21 protein-coding genes, 1 tRNA gene and 1 pseudogene are annotated in these 20,868 nt (G+C 47.2%); 10 read left to right on the top strand and 13 right to left on the bottom strand.

What is annotated here, in order from left to right; translation table 11 throughout:
• Positions 1-45 precede the first annotated feature (45 nt).
• From QUA50_RS02700 to QUA50_RS29190, 3 genes and pseudogenes are all read right to left on the bottom strand, one after another.
• Positions 46-348, bottom strand: coding sequence for a hypothetical protein (locus QUA50_RS02700; protein WP_333299425.1), 303 nt, complete (start codon positions 346-348; stop codon positions 46-48).
• A 35-nt stretch (positions 349-383) separates the two neighbouring features.
• Complete coding sequence (locus tag QUA50_RS02695) at positions 384-1,031, bottom strand: IS607 family transposase (protein WP_333259219.1); 648 nt, start codon at positions 1,029-1,031, stop codon at positions 384-386.
• Positions 1,032-1,396: 365 nt separating this feature from the next.
• Positions 1,397-1,579: pseudogene (locus QUA50_RS29190) on the bottom strand (MrcB family domain-containing protein); the annotation flags it as partial.
• Between the two features lie 460 nt (positions 1,580-2,039).
• On the opposite strand from QUA50_RS29190, the gene rpmI reads away from it, so the two are divergent.
• From rpmI to QUA50_RS02665, 6 genes are all read left to right on the top strand, one after another.
• Entirely contained in the window at positions 2,040-2,237 is a 198-nt protein-coding gene (gene rpmI, locus QUA50_RS02690; RefSeq protein ID WP_006634164.1) for a 50S ribosomal protein L35, read from the top strand.
• 19 nt (positions 2,238-2,256) lie between these two features.
• On the top strand, positions 2,257-2,613 hold the full coding sequence (gene rplT, locus QUA50_RS02685) for a 50S ribosomal protein L20 (protein ID WP_333053713.1): 357 nt from the start codon (positions 2,257-2,259) through the stop codon (positions 2,611-2,613).
• Positions 2,614-2,885: 272 nt separating this feature from the next.
• A complete protein-coding gene (locus tag QUA50_RS02680; protein ID WP_333259223.1) occupies positions 2,886-3,416 on the top strand; it encodes a tetratricopeptide repeat protein in 531 nt (176 codons plus the stop codon).
• Positions 3,417-3,653: 237 nt separating this feature from the next.
• Positions 3,654-4,031 carry a response regulator gene (locus tag QUA50_RS02675; RefSeq protein ID WP_333259226.1) on the top strand — a complete coding sequence of 126 codons (378 nt, stop codon included), beginning with the start codon at positions 3,654-3,656 and terminating at the stop codon, positions 4,029-4,031.
• Complete coding sequence (locus tag QUA50_RS02670; protein WP_333259229.1) at positions 4,028-4,636, top strand: chemotaxis protein CheC; 609 nt, start codon at positions 4,028-4,030, stop codon at positions 4,634-4,636. Before QUA50_RS02675 ends, QUA50_RS02670 begins: the two co-directional genes overlap by 4 nt.
• Positions 4,633-6,825: a diguanylate cyclase domain-containing protein gene (locus QUA50_RS02665; protein ID WP_333259231.1), complete on the top strand. Its 2,193-nt coding sequence runs from the start codon at positions 4,633-4,635 to the stop codon at positions 6,823-6,825. The genes QUA50_RS02670 and QUA50_RS02665 overlap by 4 nt, the downstream gene beginning before the upstream one ends.
• Before the next feature lie 351 nt (positions 6,826-7,176).
• On the opposite strand, the gene QUA50_RS02660 is transcribed toward QUA50_RS02665, so the two are convergent.
• The 4 genes from QUA50_RS02660 to QUA50_RS02645 form a co-directional block, all read right to left on the bottom strand.
• Positions 7,177-7,659 carry a hypothetical protein gene (locus tag QUA50_RS02660; protein ID WP_333259234.1) on the bottom strand — a complete coding sequence of 161 codons (483 nt, stop codon included), beginning with the start codon at positions 7,657-7,659 and terminating at the stop codon, positions 7,177-7,179.
• 494 nt (positions 7,660-8,153) lie between these two features.
• Positions 8,154-8,291, bottom strand: a complete 138-nt coding sequence (locus QUA50_RS02655) for a hypothetical protein (RefSeq protein ID WP_333259237.1) — start codon at positions 8,289-8,291, stop codon at positions 8,154-8,156.
• 43 nt (positions 8,292-8,334) lie between these two features.
• Positions 8,335-10,053, bottom strand: a complete 1,719-nt coding sequence (locus tag QUA50_RS02650; protein WP_333259241.1) for an ATP-binding protein — start codon at positions 10,051-10,053, stop codon at positions 8,335-8,337.
• Between the two features lie 45 nt (positions 10,054-10,098).
• Entirely contained in the window at positions 10,099-10,323 is a 225-nt protein-coding gene (locus QUA50_RS02645; protein WP_333259244.1) for a hypothetical protein, read from the bottom strand.
• A 365-nt stretch (positions 10,324-10,688) separates the two neighbouring features.
• On the opposite strand from QUA50_RS02645, the gene QUA50_RS02640 reads away from it, so the two are divergent.
• Together QUA50_RS02640 and QUA50_RS02635 are read left to right on the top strand one after the other, a co-directional pair.
• On the top strand, positions 10,689-11,735 hold the full coding sequence (locus QUA50_RS02640) for a M42 family peptidase (protein ID WP_333259247.1): 1,047 nt from the start codon (positions 10,689-10,691) through the stop codon (positions 11,733-11,735).
• Between the two features lie 87 nt (positions 11,736-11,822).
• Positions 11,823-11,895 (top strand) — tRNA-Glu (locus tag QUA50_RS02635).
• A gap of 84 nt (positions 11,896-11,979) precedes the next feature.
• Here QUA50_RS02635 and QUA50_RS02630 read toward each other — a convergent pair.
• Together QUA50_RS02630 and QUA50_RS02625 are read right to left on the bottom strand one after the other, a co-directional pair.
• Entirely contained in the window at positions 11,980-12,153 is a 174-nt protein-coding gene (locus QUA50_RS02630; RefSeq protein ID WP_333259250.1) for a hypothetical protein, read from the bottom strand.
• Positions 12,140-12,631 carry a helix-turn-helix domain-containing protein gene (locus QUA50_RS02625; RefSeq protein ID WP_333259253.1) on the bottom strand — a complete coding sequence of 164 codons (492 nt, stop codon included), beginning with the start codon at positions 12,629-12,631 and terminating at the stop codon, positions 12,140-12,142. Before QUA50_RS02625 ends, QUA50_RS02630 begins: the two co-directional genes overlap by 14 nt.
• Positions 12,632-12,853: 222 nt before the next feature.
• Between QUA50_RS02625 and QUA50_RS02620 the strand changes: the two genes are divergently transcribed.
• Both QUA50_RS02620 and QUA50_RS02615 read left to right on the top strand, forming a co-directional pair.
• Positions 12,854-13,705, top strand: coding sequence for a hypothetical protein (locus QUA50_RS02620; RefSeq protein ID WP_333211209.1), 852 nt, complete (start codon positions 12,854-12,856; stop codon positions 13,703-13,705).
• Between the two features lie 64 nt (positions 13,706-13,769).
• On the top strand, positions 13,770-15,215 hold the full coding sequence (locus tag QUA50_RS02615; protein ID WP_333259255.1) for a hypothetical protein: 1,446 nt from the start codon (positions 13,770-13,772) through the stop codon (positions 15,213-15,215).
• 93 nt (positions 15,216-15,308) lie between these two features.
• Here QUA50_RS02615 and QUA50_RS02610 read toward each other — a convergent pair whose 3' ends face one another.
• The 4 genes from QUA50_RS02610 to glf all read right to left on the bottom strand — a co-directional run bounded on the left by QUA50_RS02610 (position 15,309) and on the right by glf (position 20,775).
• The gene (locus tag QUA50_RS02610; RefSeq protein ID WP_333259258.1) at positions 15,309-16,427 is read right to left on the bottom strand and encodes a beta-glucosidase; all 1,119 of its coding nucleotides are present in this window, start codon (positions 16,425-16,427) and stop codon (positions 15,309-15,311) included.
• Positions 16,428-16,870: 443 nt separating this feature from the next.
• Complete coding sequence (locus QUA50_RS02605; RefSeq protein ID WP_333259260.1) at positions 16,871-18,754, bottom strand: glycoside hydrolase family 2 TIM barrel-domain containing protein; 1,884 nt, start codon at positions 18,752-18,754, stop codon at positions 16,871-16,873.
• A gap of 200 nt (positions 18,755-18,954) precedes the next feature.
• On the bottom strand, positions 18,955-19,311 hold the full coding sequence (locus QUA50_RS02600) for an STAS domain-containing protein (protein WP_333259263.1): 357 nt from the start codon (positions 19,309-19,311) through the stop codon (positions 18,955-18,957).
• 231 nt (positions 19,312-19,542) lie between these two features.
• Positions 19,543-20,775 (bottom strand): UDP-galactopyranose mutase, encoded by a 1,233-nt coding sequence (gene glf, locus QUA50_RS02595; RefSeq protein WP_333259266.1) that lies wholly within the window; start codon positions 20,773-20,775, stop codon positions 19,543-19,545.
• Positions 20,776-20,868 lie beyond the last annotated feature (93 nt).

Here is a 20,868-nt window from a genome sequence, read left to right as displayed (position 1 = left end):
AGTAAGTGTTCGCGAATGGCGCACCTTACCTGGCTAGTTAATGGTTTAAATGCTCCACAGCTTAGCGAATTTTGGATAACCTGCTTTCCCAGAACGATATTGACTAAACGCATCTTTCAAGTCAATCAAAGCATTTTGATAAACTCGACTATACAACTGGTTCATCCAAACGAATTTAGGCTGTTTCTTGACGTGGTTGGTGAGATTTTTTTTGACTTCGTTGAGTATCTTGGAGTCGGAAAGCTTCCCATTGCTATACATTTGGGTTCTCCGGCTTAATCCACAATTAAATACTACGTGCCAAAATCCTAGGTGTTTTGCCACCAAGGTCGCTTCATTGTAATTCAATTTTAGCGATAGTTTGACGCCAAATATAGTTAAACTTACTTGGAGCTGCTTACTTGATTCACTATAGAGGAATCCGAACAAGGATCTATACCCTCTACAATATTCTTAACTTTAGCTTTGTATTTCCGCAGTCCGTAGAGGCGGGAAGAAAAACAGTGGATTATCGAAAGCAAGTCTTGAGTCAATTCTTCATGCGGTGAAAGGCTTTCGGCGTTGGCGACGATAATTGTCCCGCCATTCCACTCTAGAATTTGCTCGACAAGTTCAAAACCAAATCGGCACAGGCGATCTTTATGGGCCACGTACAACACCCTAACATCGCCCAGCATCGCCCATTGTAAGATTTGCAGAAATTTGGGACGTTTGAAATTAAGTCCACCCCCAATCTCCTGAATGGAGTCTGTGATAGCAACTCCTTGCGCCAAGCAGAATTGTTCCATAGCTTGTGTCTGACGAAGTAAGTCTTGTTTTTGTCCAGGGGACGAGACGCGACAATATACGATCGCCCGATGGGGTGGCGTTTTACCGGTTTTGAGGTTCCTGACTATATTTAGGTGACTTTCTGAATAAACACGCTGTTTACCCAGTGTCCTCTCAGGGATTAACTTGCCTTCCTTTTCCCAGCGCCGTAACGTAGAGCTTGAGACTCCCACTAATTTTGCGAATTCTGCCACTTTCCACATAGAACTTTCTCTCGGCGATTAACTATGGATAAGTTTAGCAAATTATTTGACACTTAAGTCTTGCTCAAATGCCATAGTAACCCCTAATCATAAAGATGGTCGCATCGGGCGAGTGGCATCCCCTAGTAAGGTGATTCTCTTTATCCCCCATTGGGATAGTGGTTTCCGATCAAAAACGCCAGTGTCCACAATGGTGGTATAATCAGTTGCTCGAATAACCCTTTCAACAAAGGCAGTCCATTGGTCAAAAACTTACAGAACAATCTAAATGTAGTTGCCTTTGGACTTGAATCAAGCTGAAGATAGAGAGGTTCTGAAAATTGCCTGACATTGTCAGAACCAAGCTTATATTTAAATAATTATGCTTAATCCCTTACCATATCCCTCGACTTCCCAAGTCCTAACTTATTTCTTTTATGTGCTATTTTTTGATTGAGATAAGGATAAACGCTAGAGAATTCGGTGCGAAATAAACACAGTAAAAAAACACAGTAAAACTCCGACTGGACACTCTCAGTTACAAGCTTGCGAAATATTGCTATCCAAGGAACTTTAGTCCAAGACTCCTACCCTGCTGAGGCTTTTAGGCTAGAGATTTCTAGTAATTTCAATGAAGCAATTATTGATTTCGTCACTACCTTTATGATATAACTACCAAAGGAATTTCCTTTGAAATTTTCATTACCGATCAAAGGATTTTTTCAATGGATTTTTTAAGAGACTCTGTAAGCGCCAGCATCAATAATTAATGTTGCATCTTCAATTTAATTATCGTGCCTCACCAACAGCTTTCAAATATTAACGCTGCTGATAACTCTTAATGATACCGCAACTGCGGTATAACATTCTATACTAGGTGTTAAATGCAGCAAACAACCACAAGATTAGCCGATCGCCCCTCCTGTATATCGCCGTAAATACAGTGCCGCCCCCAACCCGCAAATCTCCCTTGCAGAAAGTACCACAAATGTGATACTGTTGAAGCTTGTGTCCAAATAACACCAGTCCATGCCAAAACTCAAAACTCGCAAAGCAGCCGCAAAGCGCTTTAGAGCGACCGGCAGCGGTAAAATTGTGCGCCGCAAAGCTTACAAAAGCCACTTGCTACAGCACAAAAGTTCAGCTCGCAAAAGCCGTCTCTCTAAGCTGGTCGTCATCGACGAGACCAACGACGCTAACGTGCGGTTAATGCTTCCATACTTGTAAAGTTTAACGGAAATTAAAGATGACACGGGTAAAACGCGGTAATGTCGCCAGAGCGCGCCGCAAAAAAATTCTCAAATTAGCCAAGGGTTTCCGAGGCGCACAGTCGAAACAGTTCCGCACAGCTAACCAACGGGTGATGCAGGCCCTGCGTAACGGTTATCGCGATCGCAAAAAACGCAAACGCGATTTCCGCCGCCTGTGGATTGCTCGGATCAATGCCGCATCGCGCCAGCACGGCACGAGCTACAGCAGACTGATCGGCAACATGAAAAAAGCCAACATCGAAATCAACCGCAAAATGCTGGCACAAATGGCGATCGTTGACCCGGCAACATTCGGTAAAGTCGTGGAAATGGCTAATCGAGCCGGAGGCTGAAAGTTAGCTTGATTTTCAGAAGGAAGAAAGCAGAAGTAAGAAAGATTTAACGGTCTGCCAGAGAAGGAAAACTCCTGATAAATTTAGGGGGTTGAGACAAACTTTCCTTCTTTGTTCTTACTTCTGGACTCTTGCTTTTTCAGAAATCGCGATCGGGCAAGTCGATCGCTATTTCGTTGTTTTTTATACAGTTGCAGAGGCAGATATCAGAGATTTCTACTGCCTTAAAATAAATAAAACCTTCCACAGACCTACCTAATTTTAAGAAAAACATGGATAGTAATTTGCTCATTATTTACTTGTCAGTCCTGCTCGCTATACTCGGCAGCACTTCCTGGTTTGTGGTGCGCCAGATTCTCAAAACTCGGAAGCTGGAAATGTCTCTGGAACGCTTAGAAAATAAGCTGACCGTAGAAAAAGGAACAGCGCAGGAATACTACGAATTAGGAAGTATTTATCTAGATAAGAAGCTTTACTCCCAGGCGATCGTACTGTTTCAAAAAGCCCTGAAAGCCAAAGACTTAGAAGGCGAAGAAAATCAAGCTGTTATTTACAACGCCCTCGGTTTTGCACACTTTGGTCAAGAACAGTACGACATCGCCATCCGCCACTACAAAGAAGCCCTGAAGTTGCAGCCAGAATACGTTACATCTCTCAATAATCTGGGTCACGCCTACGAGCGCAAAAAATTAACAGCTCAAGCCTTGGAAATCTACGAACAAGCTCTCGCCTGCGATCCAGACAATACCACGGCCAAACAGCGAGTAGAGTCCCTCCGGAAGCGTTTGGTAATCTATAATTGAGCGCCCATGTTAGGAGCAATAGAGATCCCGCAAACCTGGTTTCATTCAGAAACCGGGTTTTTTCTTCACATAGTCCAAGATACTAAACTATCCAATACATTAATGCGTTAGTTTTTAAGAACAGGAATTGCAAGTGAAGCTCGATCGCACACCGTCTCAGCACTTTAAATTACTGTCAAGATAAAAGCAGTACCTGCAACGCCGGTCAGTCCTAAACAATAGAAGGAGGAGAACGTAGTGACATCAATTCTCGTTGTCGAAGATTCGTGGTTGACTCGCAGGGTAATCTGCAAAATCCTGCGAGCAGAAGGATACGAGACTTGGGAAGCATCCAGCGGCCCAGAAGCTCTAGAACTGCTCGGCACTAAAACCCCAAACTGTATGCTCTTAGATTTGCTGATGCCGGAAATGGAAGGTAGGGAAGTCCTGCAAGCCATGCGCGATCGAGGATATAAAATTCCAGTGATCGTCATTACCGCAGACATCCAAGCAAGCACCCGCTCCGAGTGCATGGAACTCGGAGCCCTGGCAGTCATTCACAAAATGCCCAACTCAGACGAACTAATCGCGTGGATCAAAAAAGCTCTCAGTGTCAGCGAGGAGAACACCCAATGAAATTAAGCTCTCGACAGCTAGATGCTTTGCAGGAACTCGTCAACATCGGGATCGGTCAAGCCGCAGGGGTTTTGAACGACATGATCGACTCCCCGATTCGCTTGCAAATTCCCTACCTTCAGATTCTGACTCCCATCGACGTGGCAGAAGAGTTAGAGCAGCACCTCAACGGCGAGCAAATCGCCGCAGTCCAGCTCAAATTCACAGGCTCCTTTGGAGGGATTGCCCAGCTAGTCTTTCCCACCAACAGCGCTGCCCTGCTGGTGACAATGCTTACAGGGGAAGAAGTTGGAACTCAGGATCTCGATTCAGTCAAAATTGGTACGCTGAGTGAAGTGGGAAATATTGTAATTAATGGGGTCATGGGTGCAATCAGCAACGTACTTCAGCAGCGCCTGAACTATTCAATTCCCACTTATAGCGAAGGGACGATTGCTAGTTTGCTGATATCTGGCGGTTTAGCTACTGATACAGTTGTTTTATTAGCCCAGACCAGTTTCATGATTGAAAGGCTTCACATTGAAGGAGATATCATTCTTATTTTCAATGTTAATTCCTTTGACACCTTGTTGACTGCTATCAATCAACTTGCCGGGGGTCTATGATTGAGGAGAGCAAAAGTATTAAGGAAAAGTTTGGGGTTCTCGACAGCGTACCAGTCGGCGCCTGCTTGCTGCAAGATGATTTTGTGGTGCTGTTTTGGAACACTTGTCTCGAAGAGTGGACGAAAATTCCCCGCAGCCAAATATTGGGAACAAAGATCACAACCCATTTTCCTCACCTGAGTCAGTTAAAGTACGCCACTCGCTTCAAGCAAATCTTTGCAGGAGGCCCGCCAACAATTTTTTCTTCTCAAATTCACAAACACCTGATTCCGGCAAGTTGGCAAGACGGCCAGCAGCGAATTCAGCAAACTACTGTGACTGCTGTGCCGGCCCAAGAGGCTGGCATTGAAGAACAGGAGATTAGAGACTGGGTTCTCCATACTCTTGAGTTGGAATCAGACGGTACTGTCGGAGTCGGATCGTCAAGAAGTGCTTTTGTGTCTGGGGAATCTGCACCCTCAGTTTCGTCATCAATATGGCCGGGGGTCAATGCCCCATCGTTCTACGCGCTGCTGGTGATTCAAGACGTGACCGACCTCACCCATCGCATCCAAGCTTACCGCACAATGCGGGATCAAGCTGTCGAAGAAGTGCAAGTGCGCCAGCGGGTGGAGGAAGAATTGCGATCGAGCCAGCATTTCATCCAGCAAATTGCTGACGCGGCGCCTTATTTGCTCTACATCTACGATTTGACCCAACAGCGCAACGTCTACGTCAACGGTCAAGCTTCTAAATTGCTGGGCTACACTCCCCAAGAAATTTTACAGATGCAAACTGCTTTGTACTCGAGTTTGGTGTACCCAGAAGATTTGCCGAGGCTCAAAGCCCACCAGCAAAAATTTCCCTCGACTCAAGACGGGCATATTTTGGAGTTGGAATATCGGCTCAAACATCGATCGGGGGAATGGCGCTGGTTTCGCTGCCGCGACCAAGTTTTCGCCCGCACAGCCGACGGCTGCCCCAAACAAATTTTCGGCACCGCTCAAGATATCACCGAGTACAAGCGGGCAGAAGAGGCGCTGCGGCAGCAGAACGAACGAGAACTGCTCATGGCGACGATTACTCAGCACATCCGCCAGTCTCTGGATTTGGGCGAAGTGCTTCGCACGACAGTGACAGAAGTGCGTCAGTTCCTTCAGGCCGATCGAGTGATGATTGTCCGGTTTAACCCCTGTACCGGCAGTCTCTGCGCCGCCCCGGCGACGGGGGCGGTAACAGTGGAATCTGTAGCTGCCAACTGCAAGCCGATGTTGGGGGAAACCCTGGAAAAGTTCTGTTTTGACGAGTTCTATCTCGAAGCCTACCAACATCGAGCGATCCGACCGATCGCCGATGTCTTGGCCGCGGATTTGCCGCAATATCAAATTGACTTGCTCGCACAATTCGCGGTGAGAGCTTATTTGGTTGTGCCTTTAGTGCAAGGAGAGGAGTTGTGGGGGCTCCTGATGGCCCACCAGTGCAGTCCCCGGCAGTGGATGCAGTTGGAAGTAGAGTTGCTGTCTTCTCTGGCCACCCAGTTGGCGATCGCCATCAAGCAAGCAGAACTCTACCAGCAGTTGCAAGCGGCCAACCTCAAGTTAGAGCGCTTGGCAACTTTAGACGAACTCACGCAGCTAGCCAACCGCCGCCGTTTCGATCAGTATTTAGAAATGGAGTGGCACAGACAAGCCAGGGAACAAACGCCTCTGTCCCTGATTCTCTGCGATATTGATTCTTTTAAAAGCTACAACGATACCTACGGGCATCAAGGCGGAGACGAATGTTTGCGACAAGTCGCCGCGGCGATCGCCGATGCAGTCAATCGGCCAGCAGATTTAGTAGCTCGCTACGGAGGCGAAGAATTTGCCGTTATTTTGCCCAATACCGCGATTCAAGGCGCGGTGTTGGTAGCCGAACACATACAGCTCAAAATAGCAGCTTTGGAGCTGCCTCACGCTGGTTCTCAGGTGAGCCCCTACGTCACTCTCAGCCTGGGCGTAGCGAGTATTGTTCCTGGATCTGAATCGGGAGCCGAAATTCTGATTGCCGCAGCCGACCAAGCGCTGTATCAAGCTAAACGACTTGGGCGCGATCGTATCCAACTTTACCAGCCCGATCCTGCTGGCAAGCCGAATGGCACAGGCACTTCGATACTTCCTGCAGATTTTTCTCTACCTAACACTAATTTACCCTCTCCCACCAGCGCTTGACGAATTGCCCTATTTGTGCATTCCGAGTAGTTATGCCACTCCGCAAAAAAAATGCCACTGTCAGCGCGCGATCCAAACCCCGATCTCCCTCTGCTGTAACTTATCACCACAACTCCAGCACAACCAACTTTCTTTCTGAGCTCCGTTACATCAGAAGAAAGCGAATCCGTTGCCGAACTTCCTTCTTCAGCATTTGCTACATCCTTGAGGGTTGCAGGTTCGGGATGCTCAAGAAAGGTTTTGCACAAGTTACCAAGTATCTCAATCTTCAAATAACAGCCATTCTGCACCTTCGCAGTATAATTTGGCTAAATCGACGCTACCACCAATTCGCTCGATCGCCCTACGAAATTATATCATTGCTATTTCGCCGCTTTCGCTAACTGTCGATCGGGTTTTTGCCGAAACTTCCCGAATGTCGAGGACTACTTTACCATCTCGACATCCTACTGCTTCCATATAATATGTAAAATTTGCGATTTGAGATTGATGTTTGAGATAATTTTCTAGGTATGGATTAGCTTCGTAGGCGTGAATTACGGCCTGGGGAAATCTGTTCTTCGCAGCAATCGGAAATAAGCCGACATTGGCTCCAATATCAATAATTGTCGTCAGCGATTCAGATAATTTCTCGACTCCGTAGCAGTCGTCTAAAAGCACTTCTATAAATTCTCCGTCCACGCCTTTCTCTGAAGGCACGTTTACTTGATGCAGTTTTCCTTGCACAATTAATTGTTCGGGTAATTGAAAGTTAGCAACTCTGTTAAATTTAATCCCTAAATTTTTTGCTCTAATTTGGATCTGCACGAGTTGCTGAAGTTTATGGACAAGCATAGGGAGAGATTGAGATTTGTTTTCATTTTTTTAACATAACGTTCGATGATGGAAAGGCCTCTAAGGAGTGCGAATTAAATAACTTACAATTTTAATTGTTATTGTGGGATGGGCGGGACGCCCGTCTTTTAAGGACGGGCGTCCCGCCCATCCCACACACTTGTGGAAGTTATTTAATTCTCATTCCTAAGTAATAATTCACATTTTGCACCGCTTGTAAATCGAGTTGAACTCTGCAAATTAAACCTGAAGGCGATAGTTTTAGTCAACCAATCCGGCTGATTCCGAGTTTGTTGAGAATGCGCTAGATATCATGACAGAGAGTTATTTTTTTGTTCATAAGAAGAGTAAATTGAGAGTAAATATGCTTTAATATATGTCAAAAGGCGCTGCAAAACACGGAATTGAAAAATGTTAGAGTGCGATCGACTGCTCCCAACAATTGAACAGTTAGTAAGGCTCCGCTTCGCCAGGGCTGGGGAGTCGGAAATTAACTAGCGGTTGAGGGAAAAATTCGCCAGCCCGCGAGTGAATGGTTGGCTCGATCGTGCAAACAATGCGATCGCCCTAATTCCCGACCGCAATCCCCAAAAGTCGATCGCCCTTACCGCTGGCAAAGACGAAATTCGCATCCTAGAGAATCTAGCACTCATGCAGACTCTATTCGATGGGGTTTTAGGACCTGCTGATACGTCCGGTGAGGCTGGCCACCACCGCCACTAACTCAGCAGCATCTACGGGTTTCGTCAAATGCATCTGAAAACCTGCTAAGAGTGCCTGCTGACGATCGTCATTCCGGGCATAAGCCGTCAGGGCGATCGCGGGTAGCCTACCGCCCCGCTGCGCTTCAAGTTGACGCAACTTGCGGATCAGGGAGTAGCCATCCTCATCCGGCATCCCAATATCGCTCACTAAAACATCGGGGCTGCGATCCGTTGCGGTTTCGATAATGCTCAAAGCCTCCCTTACCGAAGCCACAGCCATGACATCAGCACCATACTTTTCCAGAATCGTGCTCAGCAACTCTAGGGCGTCAGCCTCGTCCTCTACCACTAAGATTTGTAAGCCTTCAAGGGTGGGCGAGGCCTGAAACCTCCCATGCGGCTCGACGATCGAGTTTAATGGCTCTGGATCGCTCGGTGGTAGATGGATAATCATCACGGGCAGTTTGACTGTAAAGGTCGTCCCCTGTCCTATCCCTGGACTCACTACCGTTACAGTCCCGCCATGTAATTCAACTAATTGACGCACAATGGCTAACCCTAAACCCAACCCCCCATAACTGCGAGTAGTAGTGCTGTCGTGCTGGCTGAAGCGATCGAAGACAAACGGTAGAAAGTCCGAGCTGATGCCTGCTCCAGTGTCGCTGACAGTAATTTCAACATGGGAATTAACCCGCTGCAAACGAATCTGGACTCGCCCGTCTTTAGGGGTAAATTTGAGGGCATTAGAAAGTAGATTCCACACAACTTGCTGCAACCTATCGGCATCACCCAAGAGCGGGCCAGCTTCAGAATCGAGCACGCTTTGCAGGCGAATAGACTTGGCCTCAGCCGCCAACTGTACAGACTCAATCGCCGATTCAATCACCGGCACGAGGTTGACAGGCCGGACTCGGAGACGCAGTTTACCTGTGATGATGCGAGAAACATCCAAGATGTCTTCGATGAGCTGGGCTTGAGATTTGGCGTTTCGCTCGATCGTCTCCAAAGCCCGCGCCACCTTATCCTCACTCAGGTTTTTTTGCCGTAACATCGTTGACCATCCTAAGATTGCGTTGAGAGGAGTTCTGAGTTCATGAGAAAGAACCGAGAGAAACTCATCCTTGGCACGGTTGGCGGCCTCTGCCTCTGCCCGAATTATTTGTTCGCGCATCAATAATTCGTCTTTGGTGCGATTAGAAGCTTCCAGTTGGGCTGTGCGTTCCTGCACCCGTTGCTCTAGTTCCACATTAATCGCCTGGATACGGCGGCGACTCTCTTCTAGTTCCTGGTTTGTAAGGGCGAGTTGAGCTGGACTGGGCGTATCGAGTGCCACTGGAATTAAGGGAATCAGTAAAAAGGTGAACGTATAGAAAGACCAAACACCAGTGACAGCTTTGATCAGTCCTGAAACCCAATAAATGGGGTGCCAAAGTGTCACTATTTCCATCAGGTGCGTCGTGCCACATAAGGCAAAGATAAAAAAGAAACCCACTAGCAGCATCACCGTGTGGGCAGGCAGATCCTTACGCTCATTTGTAAAGTAAACAATGGCAAACGCCACCGAGAAATAAGCGAGGGTAGTCAAGGCATCTGACGTTATGTGCAGCCAGACTAACCCCGGTTTCCAGAGGTAACAATGCCCGTGAGGAATGAAATTATTAGAAAAGAAGGTGCTCAAGAGGTTAGGCATATTAGTTTACGGCGCTGTCAAGTTAATTTAGGGGGTGTCATCAATTCAACCAGATGACCGCAGCAGCCAGAAGAATCGCACGCCGGAAAGTTCACCGCCTGACGGGTGATAGCGCGTCGCGATTGCCTGATACTGCTTCAGCTTGGGGAAAAAGTTCTCAATCAAAAGACGGGCTTTGTACAATTGAGCATCGTAAGTTTCCAGGGTCTTGCAATTGCGGCGAGGTGAAATCACGGTGGTCTTCCCCTCGGCATTGAGGCGGTCAATCACACGCCGATCTGGATCATAGCCCTTGTTAGCCAGCTATGTATCCGCCACCAGTAACGGCTGCCGTTGGTCGCCTCCTGCTCGCGTCACCAGCTTGTCGGAGGGTGAGGTGAAACCCCAACGAAGCTCCTCAAAAAGCTCAGCAGAAAGATGTTTCTTGAAAGTGGGAAAATGCCTGAATTAAAACTAAGTGTACCGCCGGGGAAATAGAGAGTAAATCTGCTTTAATATAGCAATCCTCGCATCATTTGTGAATTTCTTACTCCCTCCCTGATGCCTTGGGGAGGGCTGGGGTGGGGTCAAAAATTTACGACTCATTTAGGATTACTATATATGTCAAAATTCGCTCATAAAAACGAAAATCAAAAATGTTAGAGTTCGATCGCCTGTTCCAAACAATCGAAGAATTAGTAATGCTGCACTCACCCAGCGGTGCGGAATCGGAAATTAACCAGCGGTTGATGGAAAAATTCGCCGCCCTGGGAGTGAATGCTTGGCTCGATCGCGCGGACAATGCGATCGCCCTAATTAAGGGTCGCAATCCCGAAAAGTCGATCGCCATTACCGCCCACAAAGACGAAATTGGCGCCTTAGTTAAAACAATAGGCGAGAGCGGCCGCGTGGAAGTCCGCAGATTGGGCGGCGCATTTCCTTGGGTTTACGGCGAAGGCGCGGTGGATTTGCTCGGAGACAAGCAAACAATTAGCGGCATTCTCAGCTTCGGTTCCCGCCATGTTTCTCACGAATCTCCTCAGAAAGCTCAGCAGGAAGAGGTTTCTTTAAAGTGGGAAAATGCCTGGATCGAAACTAAGTGTACCGCCGAGGAATTAGCCGAGGCCGGAATTCGACCGGGCACGCGGATGGTGGTGGGAAAGCACCGCAAGCGCCCGCTGCGGTTGAAGGATTGGATCGCGAGCTACACTCTGGACAACAAGGCTTCAGTCGCGATTTTGCTGGCTCTGGCGGAATGTTTGAAAGAGCCTGCAGTGAATGTTTATTTGGTAGCGTCGGCGAAGGAGGAAGTTGGGGCGATCGGAGCTTTGTATTTCACCCAGCGCCAGCCGTTGGACGCGCTGATCGCTTTGGAAATTTGCCCTCTGGCGCCGGAATACCCGATTCGTGACGGCGAAAACCCGGTTTTGCTGGTTCAGGACGGCTACGGAGTCTACGATGAAGGATTGAACTCCCAATTGCGCGCAGCAGCCGCAGCAGCCGATGTAGAGGTGCAGTTGGCGGTAATTAGCGGTTTTGGAAGCGATGCTTCGATCGCCATGAAGTTCGGCCACGTAGCCCGCGCCGCTTGTTTGGCTTTCCCCACCCAGAACACCCACGGCTTTGAAATTGCTCATCTCGGGGCGATCGGCAATTGCGCCGCCATCCTCAAAGCCTACTGTGACGTGCTTTGGGACGAGTAGAAAAAAAAGTTTCGCAAAGTAGTTGACAGATTGGGAAAGATTAGTTAAGGTAATAAAGGTGCGGAACACAAGCAAACGCAACGACGCGCCCCCATCGTCTAGAGGCCTAGGACACATCCCTTTCACGGATGCGACGGGGATTCGAATTCCCCTGGGGGTATGGAAAATTCAAGTGTGATATCAAATTGATATCTAGTATGTGGGGTGGGCATCTTGCCCGCCCTTATTGCTATTAGGACTAACATTAAGTTGATGCGTTCGATCGCACATCTTGCACCATTCTCAAGAACAGGCTTTTCGGCCTGTTCCACAAAGAGTGAATTTTCTTGTGGAACAGGCCGAAAAGCCTGTTCATAAACAAGTAATTGAGAATGGTGCAACATCTCAGTTCGATCGCACTTTCGTTAGTTTGCACCATTGCTATTGATATCAAACTTTTCTATAATGGGAATCTCTGAAGGTGAGGAGGCGACTATTCGCAGGTTTATATCAACTATGATTTGATTTTTATCAAGAACTACATTTGCTTTTTTTATTATAATTTTTGCGGATAAACAATCGCCTGATTCAGGTTCGGGAGATGGCTGAGTTTTATATCCTGCGTCCTCCAGCCATTCACAAATCTTCCTCCAGTTTTCTACCTTTTCATCAGCTTTACCTACAAGATTTTTTACGTATTGGTATAAAGTATTACAGAAATCTACGGCAATTCCCTTGGGGTTTTTACTGAGTCTTTCGGCAATTTCGGCGGGACTGTAGCCGCAGAGTAGACCCCGTAGATGTTGTTTCTCTGTGGGCGTGAGCCGCTTTCCCTTGGCGGATGCTAGGTCTGTGTAAAGAGTTTCTAAGTCCCAGTCGCGGGCAGCTTCGGAGAAGCGATCGTTAGAGGATGCCATTGCAGGGGATAGGTTTCTGGATTTTTTATAATCAAAGTCTAGCACAATTCCTAATGCTGATTAGTTTCTTTGTTAAAGGTAGTTAGATTAGTATCAATGAAAGCAGGATCGTGATTAATTTTACACCTGGAGTGGGGGGAAGGCTCACTGCTTGGGCGGTAGAGTTTTCTGCTCGACAGAGTTATCAACACAAACTCCTCATAATTAGGTATTTACCCGTAAATGTTTAACCACGAATACAAAAAAGAGGCACAAGATAGACTGCGCCGTGCAGTAGAAAAGTACCAAAGAGATTGTGAGTATTTACAAAATGCCGCTGGAAGTCTTTATCAAACGCGAGTCAATCGTGGGGTTGAGATTATCCAACTATGCGAAAATTACATTAACACGTTGGCCAATTCGCCAAAAGAGTTTAGCAAAGTCGTTACAAAACTGAAGTTTCAGCTCAAGGAAATTACTGGCAAAGATTGGGATCTAATTTATGCGGCTCATAACAGCAATGTAGCAGCAGCAGGTGGTGCAGGAGTCATGGCTGGAGCAGGAGTTGCCTGTTTTGGGCCAGCAGCAGCAATGGCAATTGCTACAACTTTTGGAACAGCCTCAACAGGTACTGCGATTGCTTCTCTTTCCGGTGCAGCCGCCGTTAATGCTGCTTTAGCCTGGTTAGGAGGTGGCGCTCTTACTGTGGGTGGTGGCGGTATGGTGGCTGGAAATGCACTGCTGGCACTAGCAGGGCCGATTGGCTGGGGGATTGGTGGTGTAGCTTTGGCTGGTAGTGCTTTTTGGGCAAGTAACGAGAATGAAAAAATTGGTGACGAAGCCAACAACCGCGCTCTTGAAATTGAAGGTGACACAGCTAAAGTCAACATAACCAAGAAAGAAGTCAATCTTCTTGAGGGGGAAACTGTCAAACTAGCTAAGTTGATTCAAAGTGAACTGCAATACTTCAAGCAGAATGCACCTTTGAATTACCTGAATTTTAGCCAAGCTCTCAAACAAAGGCTGGGGACTTTAATCAATTCCATTACTTCCCTGAGCGAGTCTATTAAAAAGACCGTAGACCTGAAAATGTAATTATAATTTGGAGTGCAGCATTATCCTCTAGCAATTAGGGAGTAATGCTGCTATTTTTTTAAACATGGAAAACAGAGAAGATAGACATCTGACAACTCAATTCGTTGCTGCAATAGTAGCCCAGGAAAATCTGCGCCATGCAGAACAGCTTGCAACGGAACTCAGTAAACAAGACCGAGCGTTTTTTGCAGCGGTCGGAGAGATTGATAAAGTTCGTGATTTTGTAGGTAGTCCCGAAAAAATTCTGGGAAACACAAGCACAAAACACGGTGAAATAGCTGAGCAAGTGGAAGTTGGTATTCGCAATGCAAAATCTCTTTTGAACTCCTCTGAAACTCGCGCTACTTTTGAGGGAGTGGGTAGAACAGCACCGGAAGATTATTTAATTGATGGTATTAAAGTACAGTCTAAATTTGTGAATGGGGTTGGCAATAATTTAGACCACGTTCTCGACCACATGAAGAAATACGAAAACTTTGGCAGAGATGGGTCATATTACCATATCCCTAAAAACCAATATGAAATTATTGATAAAATATTGAAAGGGCAACAAGTCGAGGGAATAACAAGTCGTACTGCTCAAAAAATACAAGAAAAAGCTCAAGAAATAGAGCAGATGTCGGGTCGTCCTTTCAGTCAGACTGTTCAAGCTGGAGCGTCTAACTATGAAGATGTGCAAATAGGCAAAGTTGACGATACGCTAGACCGCAAAGAGCATGAATTAAAGCAAGAACACAAACAAATTAAGGATGGGATACGCTACGAGGCTCAACCTACTCTGGCTGATTTTGGTAACGTTGCTGTTAAAGGCGCGGTTATTGGTGGTAGTATTCGATTTGCTACTAAGCTTTACGCTAAGTATAAGCAAGGTAAAAACGTTTTTAAGGGTGAGTTAACCCCCGAAGACTGGCAAGAAATTGGAATTGATACCGCAAAAGGAGCTGCACTTAGTGGTATATCGGCAACAGCTATTTATGGGTTAACCAATTTTACCCAAATGTCTGCACCCTTAGCTGGTGCTTTTGTTAGTGCCGGCTTGGAAGTTGCTAGTTTAGTCGGTAGTTTGAATCGAGGGGAAATTACTGGAGATCAATTCGTTGAATTAAGTTTATTTGCTTGTGCTGATTCAGCCATTGTTGCTGCTGGAGCTACTATCGGACAAGCTTTGATTCCGATTCCTGTTGTTGGCGCTGTCATTGGTGCGATCGCGGGTCGAATCGTGACTGGTTTTTGCAAGCAGTTATTGGGACAATATACTCATCTTGCTCGACAAGTGGAACAATATTATCAACAGTCCCTGGCTAAAATTGACCGAGCTTACAAGGCAGCCGTTGCTAATCTTCTTGCTACCTATGAACGACTAGGTAATTTAGCAGAAGCAGCTTTTGATCCTAACTTAAACCTCGAAGTGAGATTGCAAGCTAGTATCGAATTAGCTGAAGCTTATGGCGTTCCTGATTCCAAGATTATTCACAATGTAGATGAGCTTGACTATTTTATGCTGAGTTGAGCGAATAAAATATTAGGAAATCATCGGGAATTTTTAACGCAGATTTAGTATAAGGTGCGCCGCAGCGCACCCTACAGAATTATATAGCAATCATCAATTCTGCAACTTCAACAGCGGTTCAATCTGCTGTCTTTGAAACTGCAATTCATCCGCCAAAGGCTGGTAAATTTCCCGATCGCCCGATTCATTGCAATAATCCCACAAACCATTGTAACAGTGCCTGTCGTCGTCCCAACCCGGATGGTTAACAATCGGATACAAGCAGATTCCCTCTATCGGAACTCCTGCTTTTATCGCCGCCGCTACCTCAGTGCACACATAATTAAACCAGACAGGTCTAAAATCGTCTTCAGTACCTGTTTCTGCTATAAATAAGGGGCGGCCGTAGCGCTCAAACACTTCTTGCAGCAGTTCGCGAAACGGGCGGTACAGCGGATCTGTGTATTTCATCGGATCTTCATTGTGAATCCACTGATTGCGATCGTAATAATTCACCCCAATAATATCGAGATATTTTTCCTTACCGCCGAGTTCCGGGCGAAAACGTCCAGCCAACATATCCCAAGCTTGATATTGAGATAAGCGATAACCTTCCGCCGCGTCCCGATCCTCCGGTTTGTCAGGGTCAGCAATAATGTTAATTGTGGGGTCGATTTGAACGATGCGGGTGCCGGGATTGACTTCCCAAACTGATTCTATCGCGGCGATCGAAGCTTTGATTAACTGGATTTTTAGCTCGTCTCCCCGCCCTTTTGCAAACGGATTGATATAGGCGACATCGCCGCCGGCCCAAGCAATAAATGAAATTTCATTGACAGGTGTCACGAAAGGTGTTTGGTCTGTTTCCTCCGTTAGCACTTCCATAAAAGCGCGCACCATGCTTGCAAACCTGGACACAAATTCGGGACTGAAAATATCAATATCGTCGGGCCAGCCGTAGTGAAACAAATCCCAAATTACCTGCATTTTCATGTCGCGGGCAGCGCGGATGATTGGCAGGGAACTGGAAAAATCGTATTTTCCGGGCGACTGTTCAATTAAGTGCCAGCGGAGGCCTTCGCGGACTGTGTAAATGCCTTGCTGCTGCAAGCGTTGGTAGTCGGCTGCAGCAAATTTATCGTGCTCGGTGGCGGCTGTTACGTCGAGACGTTTTCCCGATCGCAATTTGTGGGTGGAACATTCAAATCCGCCCATGAAAAAACTTTGAAACATCGTTAAATAGTTGATAGTTGACAGTTGACAGTGAGGTTTTAAGGTTCGTAGTAATGACTTTCGTATCGTAGGGTGCGTCGCCCTCGACTAGCTTCAACTCAAAGCAAAAATCTCAGTAGCGACGCACCAGACTAAACCTTAAGTTACGTCAGACTTATGGCGTTATGGTGCGTCGAAGAAAGGAATCTTTGTAAATAGCTGAGATTGTCGCAGCGACGCACCCTACTTTTACTTTAATCCTTTAATATCGTAGGGTGCGTCGCCCTGGACTAACTTCAACTCAAACCAAAAATCTCAGTAGCGACGCACCAGACTAAACCGTAAATTACGTCAGACTTATGGCGTTATGGTGCGTCGAAGAAAGGAATCTTTGTAAATAGCTGGGATTGTGGCAGCGACGCACCCTACTTTTACTTAAATACCCTCTTGATTCTTTAGTCTATTTAGCATTGAGTAATAGCTTGCGGCTGTGAACTTTCTTCGGGAATATCCCAGCCGAGAGTTGCCGCCGCGATCGCCTGTAGGGCAAACTTGGGAGTGCGATCGGCATACAGCAAACCGTTTGCTTCTTGGAAAGTATCGGTCAACTGTGTATAGCAAAATCCGCTGAACATTTCCACTCGATTGACTACTTTCAGCAGCGCGCTGTAACGGTGTTGCAATTCAGATGTGTCGGACGCGCGCACGTAGCCCCAAACCCTGAGATAGTCTGGGTTTTCGCGACCGGCGCAGGCGATGCCGCCGAATTCTGTCAGCATCATCGGCTGTCCTTGGTGCGGGTGGCCGTCGAGGGTGAGGACTCGCCCGCCGGGACGCCCGCGATCGAACAAATCGGCTAGCTGGACTTCGGGCCCGTAGCGCTTGGCTAGGGTTTGCGGGTTGTTGTCGTAGTCGTGAATCGCCAGGATGTCGGTATCGATGCTTTCCCAGCCGTCGTTACCGATGACGGGACGAGTCGGATCGAGGGTTTTTGTCAAGAAATACAGCGCTTGCACGTAGTTGCGGTGGGCTGCGGCTTCGACTAAATTCGGAACTCCCCAGGATTCGTTGAACGGCACCCAGACTACGATACAGGGGTGGCTGGCGTCGCGGTCGATGACTTCCGTCCACTCCCGCGTCAGCCGTTGCACCGCTTTGGGAGTGAAACGGTAGGCGCTGGGCATTTCTTCCCAAACTAAAAGCCCCAGCACGTCAGCCCAGTACAAAAATCGGGGGTCTTCGATTTTTTGGTGCTTGCGGACGCCGTTGAAACCCATTGCTTTGACTAATTCGACATCCTGCCGCAAAGCTTCGTCGGAAGGGGCAGTCATCATGGTGTCGGGCCAGTAACCTTGGTCGAGCACCAGCCGCAAATAGTAGGGGCGGCCGTTTAGCATGAAGCGATCGCGCTGGATGCTGACCGTCCGCATGGCGGTATAAGATTTAACCTCGTCGAGCAGTTTGCCGTCGGCCCACAACTGCACTTGAGCGTTAATTAGCGTCGGTTTTTCGGGACTCCACAGCAATTCGTTGCGGTAGTCGTCGATACCGGGGTCGGAGAGGGCGATGCGGCGGTGGATTTCGCCGTTGATGACTTCGTAGGTGTCGTTGACCAGCAGCATACAGCCGATCGACAGTTTAACTTTAATTTGGATTCCCGACTGGCGATCGCCGGCGACAAACGCTTCAAAACCGATTTCCCAGCGTTCAAACTGGGGAGTCCAGCGGATGCGCTCGATATAAGTGTGAGGCACCAATTCTACCCACACAGTCTGCCAAATGCCCGTCGTGCGCGGATACCAAATACTGTGGGGCTCTATTTGCCAGTCTTGCTTGCCCCGCGGTTGCTCCAAATCTTGCGGGTCGTCCTGGGCCCAGACTGTCACCCGCTGCGGGCCTATGGGGTTAAGAACTGCTGTAATGTCTGCGGTGAAAGGAGTGTGTCCGCCTTCGTGTTCGATGACAAACTGACCGTTCACCCAGACGCGGGCGCGGTAGTCTACGGCCCCGAAGTGCAGCAGCACTCTTCCTTCTGTGTGGGGTACGTCAAATTCGCGTTCGTACCAGCAGTTGGCGTGAAAATTCGTGTCGCCGATCCCGCTTTTTGCCGATTCTGGAGCAAACGGCACTTCTATAGTGTGAGTCCACTCAGAAATATCGATCGGCTGCACCCAGTGACCCGCGTCATCGTAAGCAAACCTCCACTGACCGTTGAGACAAATCCAGTTGCTCCGGCGCAGTTGGGGGCGCGGATAACCTGTTTTCCGTCCTTGAACTGTCACCTTAGTATCAAGAGTTGCAGACTCTTCTATCTCGCAGTTTTCTAGTTCTCTACCTAACCAACTCATCGGCACATCTACCCAAAGTTATACTTATAGGTTAGCCACAATTGCCCCGACTTTGACAAGTTTTTTGCTAATTAATTTGCAAAAATTCTGCACATTAAAACAGCCTCATCTAAAGGCTGTCTTGTGCTGAAGTCATTAGTCAGAAGAAAAAAGAATAAACCAGGAAGATTTTTCCTATCCCCCACTCTCCTCCTCTCCCTCTAGCTAGCTAGGCTTTGCAAACCTCCTAACGGTTCAGTTAGATCGCTTTGGAGATAAAATTCTTCTGCAAACGGCAAACACTGAAATATTTGCTGTAGTCCCGTGAGTTCAAATAGAATTCTAACTTGTTCGCTCATGGCAGAGATCAAAAGTATACATTTGCTGTCTCTAACTAATTTTACGATCGCCACTACCGCCATTAACTCAGAATTTTTCAGGAATTTTATTTTTGAGAAATCCAGCATAATAATTTTGCCACCGCTTTCAATTAGGCGCTGTATTTCTTTCTGAAACTGAGCAAGTTGAGAATTTTCCAAAACTTCATGAGACAAAATAATTTTAACTAGAACGTTCATTTTTACCTCAATGTTTGTTTGAATTATTAAATAACTTTTGATGAAAACCGAGTAAGGTGCCGAGAGAGCACCTTACCTTTTTACCCGTAAGCTGTTCGGCATTTAAAGGAGGATAGTAGGGTGCTTAGCGTAAATAAGCGTTCCCCATGTATAGTCAGTGTTCGCGAATGACGCACCTTACCTGGATCCTTAATGGTTTAAATGCTCCACAGCTTAACTCGCAGCTTCCAGCTACTTGGTAGCAGATTTGCCGTTGCCGTTGCCGTTAACGGCAGCGACTTCTAGAGAAGCAGCAGATGGACTCTCGACAACTCCATTCGAGGAGCTTACATTAGAGGCAGAACCGTTAACATTTTCTACCAATTCAATCACCGGCTTGGTAGTAATTTGTTTGTAAGTTGTCAGGGCTTGAGCGACCACTTGATCCATGTTGTAATACCTGTAAGTCGCCAGCCTTCCCACGAAAGAAACTCCCGGAGTTGCATCAGCCAAAGCCTTATATTTCTTGTAAAGTTCGGCATTTTCTGGACGAGGAACCGGGTAGTAAGGGTCTCCCTCAGCTTGGGGATATTCGTAGACAATGCTAGTTTTTTGATGCTCTTGTCCGGTGAGGTATTTAAACTCGGTGCAGCGAGTATATAAATGCTCGTTGGGGTAATTTACCACCGGTGCTTCTTGGTGTACGGGTACGTTCAGTGTTTCGTGCTTGAATTCCAAGGAACGGTAAGGAAGTTTGCCGTAGCAATAATTGAAATAGGAATCGACCGGCCCGGTGTAAATCATTTCTCCGTAAGGGATAAAACCCTCAATCTCCCGGTAGTCGGTATTCAGCATCACCTTGATGTTTGGGTGAGAAAGCATCTTTTCAAACATCCGAGTGTAGCCGTGCAGCGGCATTGCTTGATAGGTATCGGTGAAATAGCGATCGTCCCGGTTAGTGCGAGTGGGAACGCGGGCAATCACTGAGTTGTCGAGTTCCGACGGGTCCATTCCCCACTGTTTGCGGGTGTAATTGCGGAAGAATTTCTCGTAAAGTTCCCGGCCGACTTTGCTGACAACTACATCTTCGGAAGTGCGAATGTAGTCCCTTGGTTCTGCTACTTTCGCGAAGAAATCTTCAACTTCAAATGAGGTGAGATTCAGTCCGTAAAGTTTGTTTACGGTGTTGAGATTGATCGGAATTGGCAGCAGTTGACCGTCAACGCTGGCGAGGACGCGGTGTTCGTAGGGCCGCCACTCGGTGAACCGGGAAAGATACTCGAAAACAGGGCGCGAATTGGTGTGAAAAATGTGTGGGCCGTATTTGTGTACGAGGATGCCATGATTGTCGTAGCGATCGTATGCGTTACCGCCGATGTGGTTGCGGGTATCAATTATCAGGACTGTTTTTCCGGCTTCATTTGCTAGTCTTTCGGCAATGACGCTACCTGCAAATCCTGCTCCGACGATTAAATAGTCAAACATGGAAACACCTCTGATTGTGGGTAAGGGTAAGGGTAAGAAATAATTGGTAATTGGACATACACCGAGGAGTGTTGAGTGTTAATTTTTGAATCC

It is taken from the genome of Microcoleus sp. M2_D5 (assembly GCF_036701935.1).
Taxonomy (GTDB): domain Bacteria; phylum Cyanobacteriota; class Cyanobacteriia; order Cyanobacteriales; family Microcoleaceae; genus Microcoleus.
This window is presented reverse-complemented; position numbering and strand designations above follow the sequence as displayed.

What these genes read in the sequence shown, in the direction of transcription:
- QUA50_RS02665 (WP_333259231.1), top strand. Translation starts at nt 4,633, where the DNA reads ATGATTGAGGAGAGCAAAAGTATTAAGGAAAAGTTTGGGGTTCTCGAC.
- rplT (WP_333053713.1), top strand. Translation starts at nt 2,257, where the DNA reads ATGACACGGGTAAAACGCGGTAATGTCGCCAGAGCGCGCCGCAAAAAA.
- QUA50_RS02600 (WP_333259263.1), bottom strand. Translation starts at nt 19,311, where the DNA reads ATGAACGTTCTAGTTAAAATTATTTTGTCTCATGAAGTTTTGGAAAAT.
- glf (WP_333259266.1), bottom strand. Translation starts at nt 20,775, where the DNA reads ATGTTTGACTATTTAATCGTCGGAGCAGGATTTGCAGGTAGCGTCATT.
- QUA50_RS02655 (WP_333259237.1), bottom strand. Translation starts at nt 8,291, where the DNA reads ATGCGAATTTCGTCTTTGCCAGCGGTAAGGGCGATCGACTTTTGGGGA.
- QUA50_RS02610 (WP_333259258.1), bottom strand. Translation starts at nt 16,427, where the DNA reads ATGTTTCAAAGTTTTTTCATGGGCGGATTTGAATGTTCCACCCACAAA.
- QUA50_RS02630 (WP_333259250.1), bottom strand. Translation starts at nt 12,153, where the DNA reads ATGGTGCAAACTAACGAAAGTGCGATCGAACTGAGATGTTGCACCATT.
- QUA50_RS02640 (WP_333259247.1), top strand. Translation starts at nt 10,689, where the DNA reads ATGTTAGAGTTCGATCGCCTGTTCCAAACAATCGAAGAATTAGTAATG.
- QUA50_RS02670 (WP_333259229.1), top strand. Translation starts at nt 4,028, where the DNA reads ATGAAATTAAGCTCTCGACAGCTAGATGCTTTGCAGGAACTCGTCAAC.
- QUA50_RS02695 (WP_333259219.1), bottom strand. Translation starts at nt 1,031, where the DNA reads ATGTGGAAAGTGGCAGAATTCGCAAAATTAGTGGGAGTCTCAAGCTCT.
- QUA50_RS02660 (WP_333259234.1), bottom strand. Translation starts at nt 7,659, where the DNA reads ATGCTTGTCCATAAACTTCAGCAACTCGTGCAGATCCAAATTAGAGCA.
- QUA50_RS02620 (WP_333211209.1), top strand. Translation starts at nt 12,854, where the DNA reads ATGTTTAACCACGAATACAAAAAAGAGGCACAAGATAGACTGCGCCGT.
- QUA50_RS02605 (WP_333259260.1), bottom strand. Translation starts at nt 18,754, where the DNA reads ATGAGTTGGTTAGGTAGAGAACTAGAAAACTGCGAGATAGAAGAGTCT.
- QUA50_RS02615 (WP_333259255.1), top strand. Translation starts at nt 13,770, where the DNA reads ATGGAAAACAGAGAAGATAGACATCTGACAACTCAATTCGTTGCTGCA.
- QUA50_RS02680 (WP_333259223.1), top strand. Translation starts at nt 2,886, where the DNA reads ATGGATAGTAATTTGCTCATTATTTACTTGTCAGTCCTGCTCGCTATA.
- QUA50_RS02625 (WP_333259253.1), bottom strand. Translation starts at nt 12,631, where the DNA reads ATGGCATCCTCTAACGATCGCTTCTCCGAAGCTGCCCGCGACTGGGAC.
- rpmI (WP_006634164.1), top strand. Translation starts at nt 2,040, where the DNA reads ATGCCAAAACTCAAAACTCGCAAAGCAGCCGCAAAGCGCTTTAGAGCG.
- QUA50_RS02650 (WP_333259241.1), bottom strand. Translation starts at nt 10,053, where the DNA reads ATGCCTAACCTCTTGAGCACCTTCTTTTCTAATAATTTCATTCCTCAC.